We start from the raw sequence: 20503 nt of genomic DNA, 5'->3' as shown, positions 1-20503 counted from the left end.
TCTTTGGTTATTCTTCAAAAAATATGTAATTTGAATCCGTATTTAAAGCCTCTTCTAACACAATGAAAATACTGGTGTTTTTACTACTTTGCAGCATTGGCATCTTCTTTATTACAAAAGAGGATTCTACCCCAGCGATTATTGAAGTTGGCAAAAATGAAGGTCAACAAAACTGTGTTGCTCCTAATAACTCAACTGATGATTCCCATCAACATAAAGGCTGCTGTATCAGCTCTGGACGAGCGACTTATATTCTGGGACAGCAAACTGAACCTCTTCAGCCTTAAAAACTCCAATCTTTATAACTACTTGAGGCTTCCAATTTATTTTCAATAGCATCATCTAACTCCGGAAAGAAATCGATTTTGGTTAGTTTTTCAATAGAATCTACCGAAACCACAAAATCGTATAAAGGTCTGTTAGAATCTTTATGAGGCATTAAAAACGCAATCATTTTAGGTTGTCCAGAATTCATATCGATTAACACTTTGTAAAACTGATTTGGCACAGCTACGTGTTCACTTCCAATAGTTTTTAAACCTTGTTGAAGTACGCCCCCGGTAACCACAAAAACGCCATCGTATTTTCTGGCCCAGTAACGCACTTTCTGTTCCAGGGTGTTCCAAATACCTGCATTAAACTGATGTTCCTGCGGACTAATATTACTGGTTAAAAACGTTTCATCGTGAGCTGCCTGACTATAACGTCTATCACCTGCCGGGCATAAATGTCCTTTATCGTACCCTGAGTTTTTATAATTACGCCAATGTGCTGCTCCGCTTTTTACAGCTTCATCTATTTCAAAATAAGGGCGCTTAAAATTAGTTTGCGATAAATGCGACTTTTTTAATTCGTAAGCCACCCATTCGGCTTGTTCAAAAGCTTCATTATAACTTAACGAATAACCTTCGTGATGCACTATTTGCCCCGTTGTACTTGTTGGCAGAAAATATTCGTTAGTTTCAGACTTTTCTGCTTTACCTTGCTCAACTCTTTCGGTCTTCTCTTCAACTTTTAAAAAGTGTTCGTAACCATAAACCCCTAAAACAAGTACAACGGCTAATAGTGTATATATTTTTTTATTTCTCAAATTACTCTAAAACAAATTCTAAAGGTTGACCAATAATGGCTCCATTCGGGAAACTAATATCTAAAAGCGCTGATACCGTTGGAGCAATATCGGTAATTTCTGTTTTTTCAAAAGTCTGTCCGTGCTTAATACCTTTTCCGAAGAATAATAACGGCACATGTGTATCGTAATCAAATCCAGATCCATGCGTAGATCCTTTTCTTCCATAAGAAATATAGGCGGCATTGTATTCAAAAATAACATCTCCGGAACGCTTTTGGTTATAACCTTTTTGTAGTAAAGCCTCGAGACCTATAGGAAAAGACGTTGTACTCATTGTTGTTGCCGAAAACGCTTTATAAATATTCTCGTAACTAATGATTTCGTTCACTAAAGCGCCCTGAACATCTTCTAACTCTAAGTTCATTTCTGCAATTTTAGTACGATTTAAAAACACCTGATTGTTACTGATATTCTCTATAAAATTTGCTCCGTATTTTTTCTGTAAAAAGGTCTCCATTTGCACTCTTTCTTCTTTGGCTTTTACGTAACCCGCAGGAATTTTTACACTCTGCAAATATGCTGGCACATCAACAGCAGCGTGATCGGCAGTTAAAAACACGGTGTAATTTCCTTTACCTACTTTTTCATCTAAAGCTTTAAAGAAACGCTCTAAATCTATATCTAAACGAATATAAGTATCTTCAATTTCCTTTGAATTTACACCGAAATTATGGCCAACATAATCGGTACTTGAAAAACTAACCGTTAACACATCGGTATGTTCATCTTGTCCTAATTGTTCTCCCGTTAAAGCCGCAATAGCAAAATCGGCGACTATACTATTTCCGTAAGCCGTTCCTTTTATAATATCGAATCCTCCATTTTTGTCTTTTAAACTGCCTAAATCATATGGAAATGTTGCTGTTTCCTTTCCTTTAAAACCTTCTTCAAAATCATTTAAATCGGTTCCACTTTCGGTATACGTTTCAATATCGTAATAAGTTTCCCAAGGTTTTAAATACGAGTCGGCAACATCTGAATCGTTAAAATCCTGAACCCATTGAGGTAAAGTATTCATGTAATATGTACTGGTAATAAAATCACCCTGATCTTTTCCATAGAACCAATATGCTGCATTTGCTGAATGCCCAGCAGGCAAAATCGCTCCACGATCTTTTACAGAAATCCCTATAGATTTTCCACGCATTTGCGTGAATAATCTATTTTCATCTGCAAACGTTGTGGTGGTCATACGGTGCGGTGACATTTTACCTGCATTACTAGTTGTTCCCACAGGATTCACACTTTCATCTCCAGCACAATACACTGATTTTTTCAAATCTTTGTCATACCAATCATTAGCTATAATACCATGATATTTTGGCGTAGTTCCAGAAAATACCGAAGCATGACCTGGCGCTGTTTTGGTTGGCACGTAATTAAAGTGATTGTTTTTACAGTTAAACCCTTCATTCATCATACGTTTAAATCCACCTTCACCATACTTTGTATAAAAGCGCGTTAAATAATCATAACGCATTTGATCTACTATAATACCTACGACTAATTTAGGTTTATGATTAAAATAATAAGACGATGCTTCTTTAGTTTGCGACACCCGAGGTTGCTCCTGCGCTTTACACGCTAAAGCAAATATTGCTACTGATAAAAGAGTGGAAATTTTTTTCATGCTAAAATTTTTTATAAAGATGCCAAAAATACTTATTATATGAAATCATAATTTAAATTTAACGTTAATTACCTGTTACTTTTTTTTACTTTAGCACTATTAATTTTTCATATGACTTATCTACATAATATTGGCGCATACTCCTTGATGATTGTTAATATGTTTCGCAAACCAACAAAGTGGTCGGTAATGAAAACATTAATACTTAAAGATATTGATGATTTAGTTATAGGCTCGATAGGTATTGTTGCCTTTATCTCATTTTTTGTTGGTGGGGTTATTACCATTCAAACAGCTTTAAATATAGACAATCCTTTAATTCCTAAATACTTGGTTGGTTTTGCTACTAGACAATCAATTATACTAGAATTTGCCCCTACGTTCACCTCCATTATTATGGCCGGAAAAGTAGGATCGTTCATAACATCAAGTATAGGAACCATGCGTGTTACCGAACAAATAGATGCTTTAGAAGTTATGGGAATCAACTCTTTAAACTACCTTATCCTCCCTAAAACAGTTGCCTTAATGCTTTATCCTTTTGTTATTGCAATTGGTATGTTTTTAGGTATTTTAGGGGGAATAGCTGCAGGTGTTTTAGGGGGTTTTACCTCATTTGAAGATTACATCTTGGGTATTCAAACCGATTTCACTCCATTTCACGTTACTTATGCCTTTGTAAAAACCTTTGTTTTTGCTTTTGTTTTAGCAACAATGCCTTCATTTTATGGTTACTATATGAAAGGCGGGGCTCTTGAAGTAGGTAAAGCCAGTACCACATCGTTTGTTTGGACCAGTGTGGTTATTATTTTATTAAACTATCTACTAACCCAAATGCTATTAAGTTAATGATTGAAGTTAAAGATTTGCATAAATCGTTTGGAGGAACGGAAATTCTCAAAGGAATAACAACAAACTTTGAAAAAGGTAAAACCAATCTTATCATCGGGCAAAGTGGTTCTGGTAAAACGGTGTTTTTAAAATGTTTACTTGGCCTTTTCAATTACGAGCAGGGTTCTATAGCTTATGATGGAAAAGTATTTTCTAAGTTATCTGAAAATGAAAAACGTAATTTACGCTCCGAAATAGGTATGGTATTTCAAGGCAGTGCATTGTTTGATAGTATGACTATCGCTCAAAATGTTATGTTTCCTTTAAAAATGTTTACAAAGCAAAGTAAAAGCGAAATGGAAGACCGTGTAAACTTTGTTTTGAAACGTGTAAACCTTGAAAATGCGCACCATAAAATGCCTAGTGAAGCTTCAGGGGGTATGCAAAAACGTGTGGCTATTGCCCGTGCAATTGTAAATAACCCGAAGTATTTATTTTGTGACGAACCTAATTCTGGTTTAGACCCGAAAACATCTATCGTTATCGATAATTTAATTCAGGAAATTACTGAAGAGTATCAAATTATTACGGTTATCAATTCGCATGATATGAACTCGGTTATGGAAATTGGACAAAAAATTGTTTTCCTTAAAAATGGTTATAAAGAATGGGAAGGCTCGAAAGACACCATCTTTAAAACCGACAATGCATCAGTAACTGACTTCGTTTACTCATCAAACTTATTCAAAAAAGTAAGACGCATGTATCTTGAGGAAAATCAGTAAACCTTAAATAGTAATAGCCAACATTCCAATTTACTGTCGGGTTACCACAAGGCTATCCAATTTATACTTTTGTCTCAACCATTTTTCAAGTTTCTCTTGCTGGCTGGCAATGTCTTTTTCATTTATTTTCTTAGTATCCCACTTCGCCGTAATAACCGATAGGGTATCCGTTTTATTAAAGTTAGACGTAATAACACTTGAATACGATAATTTATTAATGCCTTCGTAAAGAATCTTCACTTCTTTGGTTAAGTCATCAAAAGGAATTTGAAGGCGTTCTAATTTCTCCAAACTCTTCAGTTTACTTTCAAGGAATACAATCTTCTGAGATTGAGATAACAAATCAATAGAATCTCTGTAACGAATTTGTTCCATGTATTTTAAATTGTCCAGATTTTTGTTCTTATTCTGATTAAAGATTAAAACAGCACTTTTTAAGGCGTCATATTTTAGCATTCTATCCTGAAGTAAAGCGATAGTAGATTCAGGAACTTCGTCTAAACCAAATGTATTTAATTCTATTGTTGAAGGCACTTTTTTGTCTTCAGAAAACTTATAAGATGCATTCTTTTTTATGTACTCGGAATGCGGTAATGAAGTCAGTTCTCTTTTTACAAAATTACTAGCATCTACTTCAAATCGACTTTGTTTTAATACGTTAACAAACGTCCATAAAGCCGGAATCATAACAACAATAGCCAAAGTCATCGCAAATCGGCTAATGCGTCTGCGTCTGGCCGAATTCGCATATTTCAGCATCGGGAATTTTAATACTTTAAGTACTAAAAAGGTTGCTAAAGCAATAAAAATGGTATTGATAATGAATAGATAAAGTGCTCCCAAAGCATAACGGCCTCCCTTAGCAAAATCTTGTTCGAAAGCCACAGATAACCCGTAACCTACGGTACATAGTGGCGGCATTAAGGCTGTAGCAATAGCCACACCAAAAATTACTGAAGCTATGGTTCCTTTTTTTGTTCTGGCAATAATTAAAGCCGAACCACCAAAAAAAGCAATAAGCACATCTCGGATATCGGGCTGAGTACGTGCTAATAATTCCGAAGATTCTTCACTTAACGGAAAAAACCAGAAAAACAAAAAGGCAGTAATAACACTTAGAACAATCATTACTCCAAAATTGACTAAGGATTTTCTAAGTGTATCAATATCGTTTATAGACACCGATAACCCAATACCTAAAATTGGCCCCATTAGCGGAGATATTAACATGGCACCGATAACAACCGCAGTAGAATTTGCATTCAGTCCGATAGAGGCTACGAAGATGGAACACACCAAAATCCAAGCAGTAGCACCTTTAAAAGGAATATCATTCTTTATTGCCTGAATGGTTGCTTCGCGGTCAGTATCGTCACGAAAATCGAGCAATTCACTAAAAAAACGCTTAATGCTTAAAAGTAGCCCCTGAGCATCCTTTTTAACCGCTTCTTTTGTTTCATCAACAATCTGTTCCTTTTTTTTCTCTTCTTCAGCAAAATTGAACTTATTTTCTTCCATTGGTGTGAGATTACTTGTTGTATACTAAGATAAAAAATAAATGGTTCAGTTTTAATCTTTTCAATTAAAAACCAAACCATTAAAATCTAGTGTTTTTTTATGCTATCCGTACTGCTCTCCAAAGGTATCCTTCACCTTTTTCAGCACTTGCTTAATGTCTTGCTCTTTTGCTTTCGGATATATTAACAAGACATCTTCTTTATCAACAATAATATAATCTTCTAAACCATCAAGAACAACAATTTTATTGCTTTTAGTTCGAATCATATTCCCTGAAGCATCTTCGGTTAGCGTTCTCGCATTTACAACGGCATTATTATCGGAATCCTTTCCTAACTTATCGTATAAACTACCCCAGGTTCCTAAATCATTCCAGTCAAATTCAGCAGCAATAACAAATACATTTTTAGAGGTTTCCATTACCGCATAATCCACTGAAATATTTTCTGCTAACGGATAATTCTCGGAAATAAAAGCATTTTCTGCGTCGGTATTATAAGCTTCAATTCCTTTTTCGAAATGCGCATATAAGCCTGGCTGATTATTTTTAAACGCTTCGACAACACTCTTTACGCTCCACATAAAAATTCCTGCATTCCACAAGAAATTTCCTTGTTCAATAAAGCCTTTTGCTGTTTCGTAATCTGGTTTTTCTCTAAATTGGTTTACCGATTTAATAACCTCATTTGACGATTTATCAAATTCAATATATCCATAACCCGTATTCGGAAACGTTGGCTGAATACCCAAAGTCATCAAGGCATCATGCTTTTCACAATAGCTAAAGGCCTGCTCTACGTTTTTAGTAAAAGCAACTTCATCTTCAATCCAGTGGTCACTTGGCGCAACTATCATCACCGCATCCGGATTTTCCTTTTGAATCTTTAACGACGCGTATAAAATACAAGGTGCCGTGTTTCGCATGGCTGGTTCTAAAACCACCTGACGTTGATTAACTTCTGGTAACTGTTCCAACACCAAATCGTTATAGCGCTCGTTGGTTAAAATGAAAATATTCTCTTTAGGAATTAATCTTGATAGGCGTTGAAATGTTTTTTGAATAAGAGTATCGCCTGTTCCAAGCATATCGTGAAACTGCTTCGGAAATTCTTCTGTACTTACAGGCCAAAACCTCGACCCGACACCTCCTGCCATTAAAATGGCATAATAATTTTTATTCATTTATGTCGTTTTTTGCTTAAAGTTGATGTGCTTTCAGCAATTCTTTAACTTTAAACTAATTATTAGTTACTAATTCTACTTCGGCATTTGGATTAAACAAATACATTCTACCTGTTTTAACCTCAACGCATTCGAAGCGCTTGATTCGCTTTCCTGCCATTTTAAAAACACGACCGTTATATAATTTAAAATCACTTCCCAAAGGCACTTCAAATATATAGGTTTTGTCATTAGGTGCATCGAACTGTTTTAATGCTAATGCTAAATTAACATCGGTATCACTTGATGCCTTCGGATTTTTAAAATGCCTTGCCAACAAAGGCAAAAGTGACTCTGGAAAAACACTCGGATTTAAAAATGGAAGCATTAGATGCTGAAAAGTGCGTTTCCATTCTACACCATGCGGCTTAATTACTCTTCCGTAAGTTCGATAAGCTTCAAAATGAGCAATCTCATGAATAAGCGTGATTAAAAATCGATATTCATTTAAATTGGAATTGACTGTAATTTGATGCTTTCCGTTTGATAATCCTATGTAATCACCATGGCGCGTTTTACGCTCTTTTTTGACTTTGACGACTAAATTATCGTGATCTAAAAAACTTTTAACTTGTGATATAGCATTAATCGGAATATAATCTTGAAGCTTTTCATGCATATAGACAAAAATAAGGGTTTTATTTTAAACCTCTTTTTATTAGAAATTAAATCATTTCGAGTAATTCATCCATACTACCAAATGTCTTGGTTGCCAAACCTTCCAGATCTTTATAATAATCATGTTCTGTATAACCATAAACATCGAAACCACCATTTTTAGCGCCTTGAACACCTAACTTACTATCTTCAATCACTAAACAATCTTCAGGTTTGAACCCCATTGTTTTGGCTGCTAACAAAAACACATCGGGCTCTGGCTTCCATTTTCCAATGGTATAACAACTGAATATTTTCCCTTCAAACTCCTTCAACAGTCCGACCAAACCTAAATTCAAACGAATTTTTTCAATCGTTCCACTGGAAGCGACACAAAACGGAATATCTAATTGGTTAATAACTTTTTTAATTCCTTTTATAGGCTCAACTGATTCTCTAAATTGTCGGTCTAATTCTGTTCTGTAATCTTTTTCAAAAGACTCTGGAACTGGTTTAGGCACCAATGTTTTTATAAGATTAAGACAATGCCCAAAATGACTGCCTTTAAAGTACTTCATAGCATAATCTAAATCGATGTTCGCTCCATACTCATTGGCCATATCGACCAGTAACTGATTGCTTATTACTTCGGTATCTACCAAAACGCCATCGCAATCAAAAATAATGCACTTGTATTTTTTCATAGGAATTTTTAAGGTGTAGAATTTGATACCTGCAGTAGTTTACCGTTATAATACTTCTGTCCTGTTAATGAAAAACTGAAAATATATTCAGCCATTTCTAAAGCCGATGTTGAGGCCTGATACCCTGGAAAAGCTTCTTCCAACATTTCGGTTTGCACAGCTCCTAAGGCTAAAACGTTAAATGAAATCCCAGATTCCTTATACTCTTCAGCTAATAATTCTGTTAATGTTATAACAGCAGCTTTACTGGAACTATAGGCTGCTAACCCTGGGAATTTCATACTACCTTGAACACCACCCATAGAGCTTATGGTTACGACATGACTACCAGCTTTCATAAAGGGTAAAACCACTTTGGTTAATTCGGCAACACCAAACACATTCGTTTTATAAACCGCTTCGAAATCATCCATAGTAATCTCTGAAAACGGTTTATTAACCAACATTCCAGCGTTATTAATTAACACATCTACCTGTTGCCAATGGGTATTTATAAAATTTCCCACCTGTTTATAATCTTCAGCATCGCTTAAATCAAAAGAAAAAGCCGTTACATTTTCTAAATTTAAACTAGCTATTGGCATTTCATTCCGCGAAAGCGCCAATACGCGATGACCAGCTTTAGCAAATAATTTTACCAACTCAAACCCAATTCCTCTACTCGTTCCGGTAATAATAATATTTTTTTGCATTCCGTGTAATTTGAGCCTAAAGATAAAAAAGTTCGATACCGTAGTAAAATTAAAATCGTATTAATTCCTAATCGTGCATCAAGTCGATTATAATTGTATAAACCATTAAAAATCATTAATTTGAATAAAAATTTTAAATCATGCCTATATTTATGGATCGCCACGATGTATCGGAAAGCGTTTCTGCAGAACTATTGGCAGAGATACATCAAGAAGACTTAAAAATTGAACACGAGTATGGTTGTCGTGGGTTCACTTATTGGTTTGACAGTAAACGTAAAAATGCTTTCTGCTTGATTGAAGCTCCCAATAAGGAAGCTATCACGCGTATGCACAAACACGCGCACGGCGATGTACCGAACACTATTATCGAAGTAGAATCCAATATTGTAGAATCTTTTCTAGGGCGAATTACTGATCCGGAAAAAACCAGAAACACTCCCCTAAATATTATTAACGATTCTGCTTACCGAGTATTAATGTTTATTAACATAACTAATTCCCAAGATAATCTTGTCAATATTACACTTAAAACTAAAGAAATAGATGAAGCGATTATCAATCTTTTAAAAGCACAAAATGGGAACATTGTAAAAAAGGATAATTCCAGTTATTTAGTCTCGTTTAAATCTGTAACTAATGCCATTTCTAGTGCTGTAAAGATTGAATTAGAGATAAAACCCAAACTTAACGAGTTTTTTAAAACCTTAAAAGTTGGTATCGCATCGGGAGAACCTGTAACTAACAAATCTCAAATTTTTGAGGAAACCATTTCTTTAATCAATCGCATGTGTGATATTATTCATGGCGAAATCGTTGTTTCTTATGAAGTGAAAACATTGTATGAAAGTGAACAACATCTGCCAATTTCTAAACATAAATATATTCGAGTTTTAAATCCGGCCCAAGAAAAATTTCTTATTCATTTAATGGATGAAGTTGAAATTTCCTGGCAGAATCCAGAATTCAACCTCGATACTTTCAGTGAAAATTTAGGTTACAGCAAATCACAGCTCTACAGAAAAATTAAAGGCTTAACCAATAAATCACCTAACACTTTTATAAGAGATTATCGTTTAAATCGCGCTTTAAAACTTATGAACAATCAACACGGTAATATTTCTGAAATAGCTTTCGAAACAGGATTTAACAGTCTGGCCTACTTCTCCAAATGTTTCAAAGCCAAATACCATACCCTACCATCAAAATACAATCAAGCCCAAAAGCCGTCAATATATTAAAAATCAATGATTTAAAATTTATATCTTTTGAATTATTTGTGTAACTAAGTTTGGTAATCTGTTTCTAATTTTAAGGTGTAACCAATTTTGTTGAACCTAAAACCAAACATTATGAAACCTTTCAAATTAGTTTTAGTCTTAGCCCTGACCCTTACTTCACTACAATTATTTGCGCAGGAAAAATCAATTCCGGATGCTTTACGCGAGAAAACGACATTAAAAAGTCAAAGTATGTATGTTATTGAACGAGAAATCCCTAACTTAGAGTCATGGTCTGAGAAAGATCTTAAAACAGCCTCACAAACCTCGTGTGGTGTACTTAAACAAATGGGGCCAAAAATCAAATGGCTTCATAGCTATGTTACAGGAGATAAAATGTATTGTGTTTATCTTGCTCAAAACGAAGATTTAGTTAAGGAACATGCCGAAAAAGGTGGTTTTCCTGTTAATTCAGTAGCCAAAGTCGCTACTGTAATAGATCCAAGTACTTCCGGGTACACCAATTGATTATATTTCAATTTGTAAGCAGACCTAAATCTACCTCAATTTGACTCAATTGTCCCTACACTGTCGTGAATTGTGTTCTACTTTTAAATAATAACCAATACACAAACATTATGTCAAAATCACTTTACGAAAGATTGGGAGAAGATACAGGTATTACTTCTATAGTAAGACGAGCCATTAATATTCATATGGAAAACCCGAATATTAATGCGCGTTTTCTACCCTACAAAGAACGCCCTGAATATTTTGAGACGGTTGTGCAGCACAGCATCAATTTTTTCAATTCAGGAAGTGGCGGACCTGCCATTTATGAAGGCAGAGACATGGAAACGGCTCATAAGGGCATGAATATAAGTCCTGCCGAGTATATGTATGCCATTGATGATATTTTTGAATCCTTGAATGAACATAACATTGACGACGACACTAAAAAAGACGTACTCGCTATTTTATGGTCGCTTAAAGGGATGATTATTGCAAAATAAAACTATTAAACCATTTTAAATTATGCCAAAATATGTAATAGAAAGAGAAATACCTGGAGCAGGTAAACTTTCTGCAGAAGACTTAAAATCCATTTCACAAACCTCTTGCAAGGTACTTCAAAATCTGGGACCGGAAATAAACTGGGTTCAAAGCTATGTTACCGAAAACAAAATTTACTGTGTATACATCGCGCCGAATAAAGAACTGGTTCAAGAACATGCGAAACAGGGCGGTTTCCCAGCTAACATGATTAGTACTGTTTCAACCATTATCGATCCTGTAACTTCAGAACAACCTTCACAATAGATTCATTAAAATTAAAAAGCCTAATTCAATTTGAATTAGGCTTTTTTTTTAAAATATTATATAACTAAATCCCGAATTAAATTATTCAGAATAAGGATTACACTAACATTGTCACAGGGTTCTCAATATAACCTTTTAATGTTTGAAGGAATTGAGCACCTGTTGCACCATCGATAGTTCTGTGATCACACGCTAATGATAATTTCATAGTGTGCCCAACAACTATCTGACCATTTTTAACTACTGGCTTTTCAACAATATTACCTACAGAAAGAATTGCCGAGTTTGGTTGGTTGATGATTGATGTAAACGTATCAATACCAAACATACCTAAGTTAGAAACTGTAAACGTACTACCTTCCATTTCGGCTGGCGTTAATTTTTTGTTTCTAGCTTTTCCTGCTAATTCTTTAACCGCAGCACCAATTTGCGGTAAGGTTTGCTCGTTAGCAAATTTTACTACTGGTACAACTAATCCGTCTGGCACAGCTACTGCAACACCAATATGAACATGGTTATTTAAACGCATCTTATCTGCAAACCACTGAGAGTTTACCTGAGGATGTTGTTTTAATGCTAAAGCACAAGCTTTAACAACCATATCGTTGAATGATATTTTAGTATCTGGAATGGTGTTAAATTGGGTACGGAACGCCATAGCATTTTCCATATCGAATTCTACACTTAGGTAATAATGTGGTGCAGAGAATTTAGAATTTGTTAATGCCTTAGCGATTGCTTTACGCATTTGCGAGTTAGGCACATCTTCAAAATCTTCCTGACCTGCTGGCACAAACTTACCAACAGCAGCAGCACCCTGAGCCGGTTCGTAATTCTCTACGTCATATTTTACAATACGTCCGTTTTCACCAGTACCTTGTATTTTTGTAAGGTTGATACCTTTTTCTTCAGCTATCTTTTTCGCTAATGGAGATACAAACACACGTCCATTTTCGGTAACAGGAGTCGCTGCTCTTTTAGCAGGTTTCTCTGCTACAGGAGTCGGTGCCGGAGCAGCTTTAGGCGCTTCTGTTTTAACTTCAGCTTTGGGAGCCTCTTCCTCCTTTGCTGCAGGCGCAGCCGTTGTAAAATTAGCAGCAACACCAGAAACATCAGTTCCTGCAGGGCCGATAATAGCTAATAATGAATCTACTTTCGCTGATTCACCTTCTTGTAACCCTATATGTAATAATGTACCTGACTGAAACGATTCGAACTCCATAGTCGCCTTATCTGTTTCAATTTCAGCTAAAATATCACCTTCAGAAACCTCATCACCTACTTTCTTTAACCAAGTGGCTACGGTTCCTTCTTCCATTGTATCACTTAAACGTGGCATGGTTACCACGATAACACCTTCTGGCAAAGCAACAGCTTCAGTAGCTTCTTCTTTAACTTCAGTAGGAGCAGCTGGAGCCTCTTGTTTTGCTGGAGCAGAACCACCACCACTTAAAAGCGCAGAAATATCTTCACCTTCTTCTCCTATAATTGCTAAAAGCTCGTCTACTTTGGTAGTTTCACCTTCTTGAACCCCAATATGAAGTAATGTACCTTCATTAAAAGATTCAAATTCCATAGTGGCTTTATCTGTTTCAATTTCAGCTAAAATATCACCTTCCTCAACCTTGTCTCCAACTTTCTTTAACCAAGTTGCGACAGTTCCTTCTTCCATTGTATCGCTTAAACGCGGCATATTTACTACTATAGCCATATCTTATAATTTATGTTGAATAAATGGATAATCTTCTTGTTCGTAAACTACGTCGTACATTACGTTCTTTTCTGGCCATGGAGACTCTTCTGCGAATTTCTCACATTCTGAAACACGCTCTTTAACACGCTTATCAATAACCTTGATTTCTTCTTCGGTAGCGTATCCTTCAGCAAGGATAACATCTAAAACCTGAGTAATTGGGTCAATTTTCTTGTACTCTTCTACTTCTTCCTTAGTTCTGTAATGCTGAGCATCACTCATCGAGTGTCCTCTGTAACGATAGGTTTTAAGCTCTAAGAATGTTGGTCCACCACCTTTACGTGCACGTTGAATAGCCTCATCAAATGCTTCGGCTACTTTTACTGGATTCATCCCATCAACTGGTGCGCTTGGCATTTCGTAACCTAAACCTAATTTCCATACGTCTGTGTGGTTAGCTGTACGCTCAACAGAAGTCCCCATAGCATATCCATTGTTTTCACAAACGAATACTACCGGTAGGTTCCAAAGCATAGCTAAGTTGAAGGTTTCGTGAAGTGATCCCTGACGAGCAGCACCATCACCAAAACAACAAAGAGTTACAGCGTCACTTCCGTGATACTTATCTCCAAAAGCGATACCTGCTCCTAATGGAATTTGCCCCCCTACGATACCATGACCACCATAAAAACGGTGTTCTTTAGAAAATATGTGCATAGAACCTCCTAAACCTTGAGATGTTCCGGTTCCTTTACCATATAACTCTGCCATAACACGCTTTGGGTCTACCCCCATACCAATTGGTTGCACGTGATTTCTATAAGCAGTAATCATTTTATCTTTTGTCAAGTCCATGGCGTGTAAAGCTCCTGCTAACACTGCTTCTTGACCATTGTATAAGTGAAGAAATCCTCTTACTTTTTGTTGTATGTAAACTGCAGCTAGTTTGTCTTCAAACTTTCTCCAAAACAACATGTCTTCATACCATTTGAGGTAAACCTCTTTTGTGATTTTTTGCATCGACTAATTTCTAGGTTTTACTTAAGCGAGATACAAAAGTAATACATTGACAGCTATTGCAAAAACAGAAACTAATTAAAGTAAAAAAAATGTCAAAAAAAAAACGCTTGATCCTCAACTTTGTCATTTTTTCAAGATTTTACAAAAAATGCTATGTTTTTTAAAATTTCAAACGTTTAACCAAACAGATTATTTACACTTTTTAGAATATTAAAGTGCTGATTTATCAAAAATAAAAGGCAATAAATTTTCAAGCGATTTAGACATTGCGACTTTACCGGTTTCGCCCATAAAGTAAATTTCTATGGGTTTGTTTTGTTTGACTTCATACTCAGCAATAGCCTGCCTGCAAGCCCCGCAGGGTGGAATTGGACTCAATGTAGGTTTGTTTTGAGATGTTGCCGATATAGCCATTTTAAGCAAAGCTGTCTCCGGATAATTAGCACCTGCATAATAAATGGCAGTTCGTTCTGCACAAAGCCCTGAAGGATACGATGCATTCTCCTGATTACTTCCTGAAACAATGACACCATTATCAAGTAATAACGCAGCTCCGACATTAAACTTCGAATACGGTGCATAGGCGTTTCTTCTTGATTCAACAGCCTTCAGCATTAAATCTTGTACATCTCTAGGTAGTTCATCAACCGTGTCATAAACCTGTAGTACCGTTTCAATTTTAATTTCCTTCATAAGTTTTATTTCATCTTCCAATAGGCTTAAACGAAAACCTGTCTCTATAAAGTTAGTAAACTATCGCAAACAAAAAAACTATTGCGTTATGCAATAGTTTTTCTTTATTAAAAATCTTATTACTGTCTTAATATTCCATATACTCTCCTGAACCAATATTAAATGTAAGAGAGAAACGTAAAGTACCTTCTAAAGGACTTTGAACTTTTGCTGTTGAAAACAAATATGATAAATCGATATTCACCACGTTAGCTTTGAAACCTGCACCTAAAGCCATAAACTTTCTCGCTCCTTTTTCTTCACTTTCGTTGAAATACCCCGCTCTTAAAGCAAAAGAATCCTGATACATATACTCGGCACCTAACGCCCAAGTAAACTCCTTTAATTCCTCACTAAAACCACCCGGAGCATCTCCAAAGGACTGGAAAATTCCTGATAAGAAATTAACATCTTGTGATTTTCCTTTATAAATAACATTCTCTTCTATTGGTGTATCCTCTCTATCATCAATACCTTCATCGTACATTCCGTTACCATTATTGTCAGTGTAATTGTAAACATCTCCTAAAACTGGAGGCGTTGGCACCAATAATTTAGCAACTTCTAAAGTCACTCCTAACTTGTTATACTGATCGAAAATAAAATCGAAACCACCACCTAAACGTAAGTTTGTTGGCTGAAAGTTGTCTGCCCCGCCATCATCATACTTAAATTTTGGTCCGATATTTTGAATCGCCCATCCCGCTCTCCAACGTCCATTGAAATCAGCGTAAACTTCTTCTTCACTTTGATAATACCCAGAAATATCAACACCGAACGAACTTGCCGCACTGGCATCATTATTATCATAATTCAATCTTAAATCAGATAATAAATAACGCATCGCAACCGACATAGCATACTGATCGCTTAAACGTAACGCATAAGACACATCAAAAGCCAATTCGTTGGGTTTTTGAATAACCGGCTGATCAAATTCATTATTCACAAATTCAATCTCCCCTAACCCAAAATACTTAAAACTAGCCGCAAAAGCACTACGCTCATCCAAACGATTAAAATAAGTTAAATAGGCTATTCCCATATCGTTTACTAATTTCTTCAAATAAGGTGTGTAACTTAATGAAAGTCCCGATTTTGTTTCTGAAAACACATATTTAGACGAGTTCCATTGTTGAGAAAATGCATCTACCGAAGTTGCCACCCCCATGTCCCCCATACCTGCAGCACGTGCATCGGGAGCAATTAAGGTAAACGGCATACCAGTTGTTATTACTCTGGAATCGTTTGGATTTGGAATTATAGTTGTTTGGGCACTAATGCTTATAAAACACATTAGTGTAAAAAGAAGTAATAATTGGTTTTTCATGGATTAGTTTTAATTCAACAAATATATTTCATTAAAGTATTACAAGTTTCTCTATTTTTTCAACTTTTTTATTCAAAACTTCTGACTGTACAGTCAATTTATAAATATAAACACCCTTTCCTATTCTATCACCAAAGTCGTCGCGTCCATCCCAGACAATATCTCTGGAAAGTGTGCTATTTACAATTCCTCCTCCTGAAGTTTGTCCGTTTAAGGTTCTCACCAACTTTCCGGAAACGGTGAATATCTGTATAGAAACGTTTAAAGGTGCCGAACTATTGTGATTAAACCAAAATTCAGTGTAATTTACAAACGGATTTGGATAATTCAATACATTATCAATTACCAACTCCTGATCTTGATCATAAACTATGAATTGAATTTCAGCAATTGAAGAGTTATTATAAACATCCCAAGCCTTCAGGGTTAAAGTATGTAATCCTGGTTCTAAATCACGAAACGGAAAAGTCACCACACCATTGGTATATACATCCAACTCGGTTTGGTAATAATCATTTAAAATATAAGGATTGGTTTCATCACCATCAATAATAGCGACAATATCATGTCCTATTCCACTAGCAGTATTGATCCCATTTGCATCTTCTAACTTTGCTAATAAGGTTGGTGATTCATTAGTTATCCCTCCTGAAACAAATGTTTCATCATTCATATACAGGGTAATCACTGGACCAATATTATCTTCTTCCGCATTTTCATTCAGTCCTCCTATTTTCACAGTTTCTGCACTAGCCCCGGTTTGATCTTCTAACAACGCAACGTCCTCAGCATAAAAACTCACTTTTCCAAAACCAACAGGAATACCAATATCTTTAGGCACAATAAAATCGAATTCAAATTGTCCATTCTGTACAGATGCCTGTCCTCGAAAAATAACTTCTCCTAAAGTTTTAAAATCCAGTTTAACTAATTGTCCATTCAGCCGGGTTCCATCATTTGCTAAAGTTTGTCTATCTATGTCCTTATCATATATTGTTGCTGAAAGGACACCATTGTAATTCGAAAGCATATTTCCTGATAAATCGTTCACCTCTCCAGCCAATTTCACATAACTCAAGGCTTTTAGAGTATCAGTTGCTTGAGTAATTGGTACATCATTTATTTTTGTTAAACGTACATTAGGTTTTGCAAAAGCTAATTTCATAGCCGGATCACCAATAAAAAAGATCAAGCGTCTTTGACTTTGTCCCGATAGTGTCGGGTCATTTTTAGTTAAACGTAAGGCTTCCGCCATTGATGGATATTCAAAATCACTATAAGTATCGTTATCACTAAATGAAAAAAGATATTCCCCTAAAACATTATTAAAAGCTATAGCAAAACTAACAAATATCTGCCTCGTAGTTGTGATCAAACCAATAGCTCCTGCTTCTTTATTCCAATAGGTAAATTCCCCTGCTGTTTGCCTGTAAGGATTATCGAACTTTGTAAACTCACAAGTTACTGTTACAAAACAATTCAGTTTATTGTAATTCCTGAACGATTCTATATTTGGTTTAGTTAAAATACGTTCCTGAGCTAGACCATCTTCACCACCATGCCCAAAATAATTAATCACCAGAGCTCCATTATCGATGGCATTTAGAAACTCGGTGCTTGCCTGCGGATAACGCTCACCTCCAGCCGATGTTTCCTGCTTAAAGGCATCACTGTGAATTTTAATCACATTCATAAAAGGTTTTGCCTCGGTTACCATATTACCAAGATTATCGGTAGTTGACTGTAAAATGCCTTCCCAATCTTGATCGACATCATCTGAAACCACCACAAAATTGTTTCGCCAGCTTCCGTAAGCTTCTTTCGAGTAATACGATTCAATTTTATCAACAAGTTCTTTCGCTTGCTGCGGATTATCAGCAATAATTCTTCCGACAGCTATATCGAGCTTATCACTTGTTAACATCGTTCCTTCATTTTCATCCATCATACCGTAAAAATCATCTGAGATGTATGAATTGGTCAAGTTAAAACTATTATACGAATGCCATGACGGTACGATATTGGTGTTATTCGGAATTCTATCCTTATAATCGAAAGAACCATCACCAAACAAACAAAGATATTTTATGCGATTCTCAGGTGTACTGGCATTATCATAAACATACTTAACGAGATTTCTAATCGCTCCAATATCCTGATTTCCTGTGCTGAATTCATTATAAATCTCATTCAAACCAAACACTTTTACATTGAGCCCATATTGATTTGCATTAATCTGTGCTAAACGATTAGCCTGACTCAACATATTATCTGGTGAAATAATTATATAATCGACATCCTGAAACTCTCCCAGACTATTCTGAAAGACACTTCCTTTTATGTTTTGATTACTAACAGTGGTGTTCTCATCGTATTTAGGTTCATAAAAATCTCTTGATGTTACTGCTACATAATTTCTCAATTCACCTAATGTACTTTTAAAACTCAACGTCGAAGCTTGATTAATATTTTCATAATTCGTTACATTATATATATCGGTAACATCCCAAATTTCAGAGATCTCAGAGGCATCGGCTATTTGATATTCACCAATTCCAGAAGCAGATGTGACTATATCGTTTTTAAACTGAAATTGTTTATTATAAAATTTCAGGATTCGAGTTGCTTCAACAGAAATATAATCTAAATACCCCACGGCACTTGGGTTACCGAGATTATTATAATTAAGACCTACATTAATAGTTGATGCATTCACATTAATATTATTAAAATACGATGCGCCGCTGGCTAAACTAGGCGAACTCGCTCCGCTTAAATTCATTGTAGTTACCAACGCCCCGTTTACCGTTAATCCCATAGAACTTGCTGAAGCTGACGCCGCAGCTACATAAACCTTTAGTGTCACTGGCTCAGTAGTTACTAAATCAGGAAATTCAAACGAATAACTTCTGTTATTATCTATATCGAAACGATCTCCAAACCATCGTCTACCCAAAAAGGCAATATTATGCTCATCCTTCTCATAAAATTGGTAATCCTGAAACGTGTTGATTACCAAATCAGCCGTACCTGATGGTTGATTAAAAGGTCGAATACGTTTTCCTGAACCTGAACTTACATTAATATAGTAATAGGTTTTATCGGTATAACAATTAATATTGGTATTACTTTCCGAATTATACTCATTAGGTCCCTGAGCGTAAAACAAAATATAATCGCTATTATCAAACACACCATCTTCTTCTCCAACAAACTTTATGGCATTTTGTTGAACATCGAACGGATAGGCTTCTGCATTTGAATACGGAATCATTCTTCCGCCGTTACCATACAATTTAATAGTTCTGGGATCGATGCTATTCACATTAACACCCAAACGCTGTAAAAATCCTTTCGATAATTTAAATACTCCGGTGGTATCAACATAAAACCGATACCATTCCCCACTGCTTAGCACCGAATTTCTAACAGCTTTAGTCGCATACGTTTTACTAGTTACATTACTTTTTGAAACTGTAGCTCCTAAAGTGTAATTAATTTGAAACGACATGACCTTTTTATATGAACCATTAGTTTCCTTAATAATAGGTGATATTTGAAAAAGTGCATAGCGTTTATCCCGAGCTATCGCATTTTTTAAACTGAATTTTAGCTTAGATGGAATTGTTGAAACATCTAAATCCTTTAATTCCTGCTTAGATATTGGGGAGTAAACAACATTACTAACAGCAACAGAATTTTCATTTATCAAACTTGAAATTTCCCATTGCGACACAAATTGCAGGCCTTCTGAAAAATCATAACTGAAATTCTCATCATTAAAACCAGGTATTTCCAGAGCATAACTATCACTGGCAATCTTCTTAGAAGACTCCCAGGAGAGATTAAACTTTTTTTGCTGCCCGAAAGCAAGCGCACAAACAAAAAATAAGATGAGTAAAATTTTCTCTTTCATTGCTAAAAATAACGTGAATTACCTCTGTATAGTATCACTATAGCATACTATTTTAAAAACTGAATCAAAAATACAATAATAATTTAGCAAAACACACGTTAATAAAACACAAAATAAGATCGAAAAACCTCAAAAACATCGATGTAAGAACCAAAAAATAGG

Annotated in this window: 19 protein-coding genes; 7 read left to right on the top strand and 12 right to left on the bottom strand. The window is 35.5% G+C overall.

Annotated elements, in window-relative coordinates; translation table 11 throughout:
* Positions 1–62: 62 nt before the first annotated feature.
* On the top strand, positions 63–287 hold the full coding sequence (locus ICJ84_RS02415; protein WP_188214763.1) for a hypothetical protein: 225 nt from the start codon (positions 63–65) through the stop codon (positions 285–287).
* On the opposite strand, the gene ICJ84_RS02410 is transcribed toward ICJ84_RS02415, so the two are convergent.
* Complete coding sequence (locus ICJ84_RS02410; protein WP_188214762.1) at positions 284–1090, bottom strand: DNA/RNA non-specific endonuclease; 807 nt, start codon at positions 1088–1090, stop codon at positions 284–286. The two genes, ICJ84_RS02415 and ICJ84_RS02410, sit on opposite strands and share 4 nt — an antisense overlap.
* A 1-nt stretch (position 1091) precedes the next feature.
* The gene (gene pafA / locus ICJ84_RS02405; RefSeq protein WP_188214761.1) at positions 1092–2762 is read right to left on the bottom strand and encodes an alkaline phosphatase PafA; all 1671 of its coding nucleotides are present in this window, start codon (positions 2760–2762) and stop codon (positions 1092–1094) included.
* 111 nt (positions 2763–2873) lie between these two features.
* On the opposite strand from pafA, the gene ICJ84_RS02400 reads away from it, so the two are divergent.
* On the top strand, positions 2874–3611 hold the full coding sequence (locus tag ICJ84_RS02400; RefSeq protein ID WP_188214760.1) for an MlaE family ABC transporter permease: 738 nt from the start codon (positions 2874–2876) through the stop codon (positions 3609–3611).
* The gene (locus ICJ84_RS02395; protein WP_188214759.1) at positions 3611–4378 is read left to right on the top strand and encodes an ABC transporter ATP-binding protein; all 768 of its coding nucleotides are present in this window, start codon (positions 3611–3613) and stop codon (positions 4376–4378) included. Before ICJ84_RS02400 ends, ICJ84_RS02395 begins: the two co-directional genes overlap by 1 nt.
* 30 nt (positions 4379–4408) lie before the next feature.
* Here the strand turns inward: ICJ84_RS02395 and ICJ84_RS02390 are convergent, their stop codons facing one another.
* From ICJ84_RS02390 to ICJ84_RS02370, 5 genes are all read right to left on the bottom strand, one after another.
* Entirely contained in the window at positions 4409–5896 is a 1488-nt protein-coding gene (locus ICJ84_RS02390; RefSeq protein ID WP_188214758.1) for a DUF389 domain-containing protein, read from the bottom strand.
* Positions 5897–5998: 102 nt separating this feature from the next.
* Positions 5999–7078, bottom strand: coding sequence for a mannose-1-phosphate guanylyltransferase (locus tag ICJ84_RS02385; protein ID WP_188214757.1), 1080 nt, complete (start codon positions 7076–7078; stop codon positions 5999–6001).
* 55 nt (positions 7079–7133) lie between these two features.
* Entirely contained in the window at positions 7134–7736 is a 603-nt protein-coding gene (locus ICJ84_RS02380; protein ID WP_188214756.1) for a SprT-like domain-containing protein, read from the bottom strand.
* A gap of 46 nt (positions 7737–7782) precedes the next feature.
* Entirely contained in the window at positions 7783–8418 is a 636-nt protein-coding gene (locus ICJ84_RS02375; RefSeq protein ID WP_188214755.1) for an HAD family hydrolase, read from the bottom strand.
* 8 nt (positions 8419–8426) lie between these two features.
* The gene (locus ICJ84_RS02370) at positions 8427–9110 is read right to left on the bottom strand and encodes an SDR family NAD(P)-dependent oxidoreductase (RefSeq protein WP_188214754.1); all 684 of its coding nucleotides are present in this window, start codon (positions 9108–9110) and stop codon (positions 8427–8429) included.
* A gap of 140 nt (positions 9111–9250) precedes the next feature.
* Between ICJ84_RS02370 and ICJ84_RS02365 the strand changes: the two genes are divergently transcribed.
* From ICJ84_RS02365 to ICJ84_RS02350, 4 genes are all read left to right on the top strand, one after another.
* Complete coding sequence (locus tag ICJ84_RS02365; RefSeq protein ID WP_188214753.1) at positions 9251–10351, top strand: nickel-binding protein; 1101 nt, start codon at positions 9251–9253, stop codon at positions 10349–10351.
* 111 nt (positions 10352–10462) lie between these two features.
* The gene (locus ICJ84_RS02360; RefSeq protein ID WP_241748667.1) at positions 10463–10858 is read left to right on the top strand and encodes a DUF4242 domain-containing protein; all 396 of its coding nucleotides are present in this window, start codon (positions 10463–10465) and stop codon (positions 10856–10858) included.
* 110 nt (positions 10859–10968) lie between these two features.
* Complete coding sequence (locus ICJ84_RS02355) at positions 10969–11343, top strand: group I truncated hemoglobin (RefSeq protein WP_188214752.1); 375 nt, start codon at positions 10969–10971, stop codon at positions 11341–11343.
* Between the two features lie 22 nt (positions 11344–11365).
* A complete protein-coding gene (locus ICJ84_RS02350) occupies positions 11366–11650 on the top strand; it encodes a DUF4242 domain-containing protein (RefSeq protein ID WP_188214751.1) in 285 nt (94 codons plus the stop codon).
* A gap of 97 nt (positions 11651–11747) precedes the next feature.
* On the opposite strand, the gene ICJ84_RS02345 is transcribed toward ICJ84_RS02350, so the two are convergent.
* From ICJ84_RS02345 to porU, 5 genes are all read right to left on the bottom strand, one after another.
* On the bottom strand, positions 11748–13361 hold the full coding sequence (locus ICJ84_RS02345) for a pyruvate dehydrogenase complex dihydrolipoamide acetyltransferase (protein WP_188214750.1): 1614 nt from the start codon (positions 13359–13361) through the stop codon (positions 11748–11750).
* A 3-nt stretch (positions 13362–13364) separates the two neighbouring features.
* Positions 13365–14363: a pyruvate dehydrogenase (acetyl-transferring) E1 component subunit alpha gene (pdhA, locus tag ICJ84_RS02340; protein WP_188214749.1), complete on the bottom strand. Its 999-nt coding sequence runs from the start codon at positions 14361–14363 to the stop codon at positions 13365–13367.
* Between the two features lie 210 nt (positions 14364–14573).
* Positions 14574–15077 (bottom strand): cytidine deaminase, encoded by a 504-nt coding sequence (gene cdd / locus ICJ84_RS02335; RefSeq protein WP_345014132.1) that lies wholly within the window; start codon positions 15075–15077, stop codon positions 14574–14576.
* Positions 15078–15183: 106 nt separating this feature from the next.
* Positions 15184–16425 carry a type IX secretion system outer membrane channel protein PorV gene (gene porV, locus ICJ84_RS02330; RefSeq protein ID WP_188214747.1) on the bottom strand — a complete coding sequence of 414 codons (1242 nt, stop codon included), beginning with the start codon at positions 16423–16425 and terminating at the stop codon, positions 15184–15186.
* A gap of 31 nt (positions 16426–16456) precedes the next feature.
* A complete protein-coding gene (gene porU / locus ICJ84_RS02325; protein ID WP_188214746.1) occupies positions 16457–20341 on the bottom strand; it encodes a type IX secretion system sortase PorU in 3885 nt (1294 codons plus the stop codon).
* Positions 20342–20503: the final 162 nt, after the last annotated feature.

The organism is Aestuariibaculum suncheonense, assembly GCF_014596935.1.
GTDB lineage: Bacteria > Bacteroidota > Bacteroidia > Flavobacteriales > Flavobacteriaceae > Aestuariibaculum > Aestuariibaculum suncheonense.
Note: the sequence above shows the minus strand (reverse complement) of the source record. Positions and strands in the feature narration are given on the sequence as shown.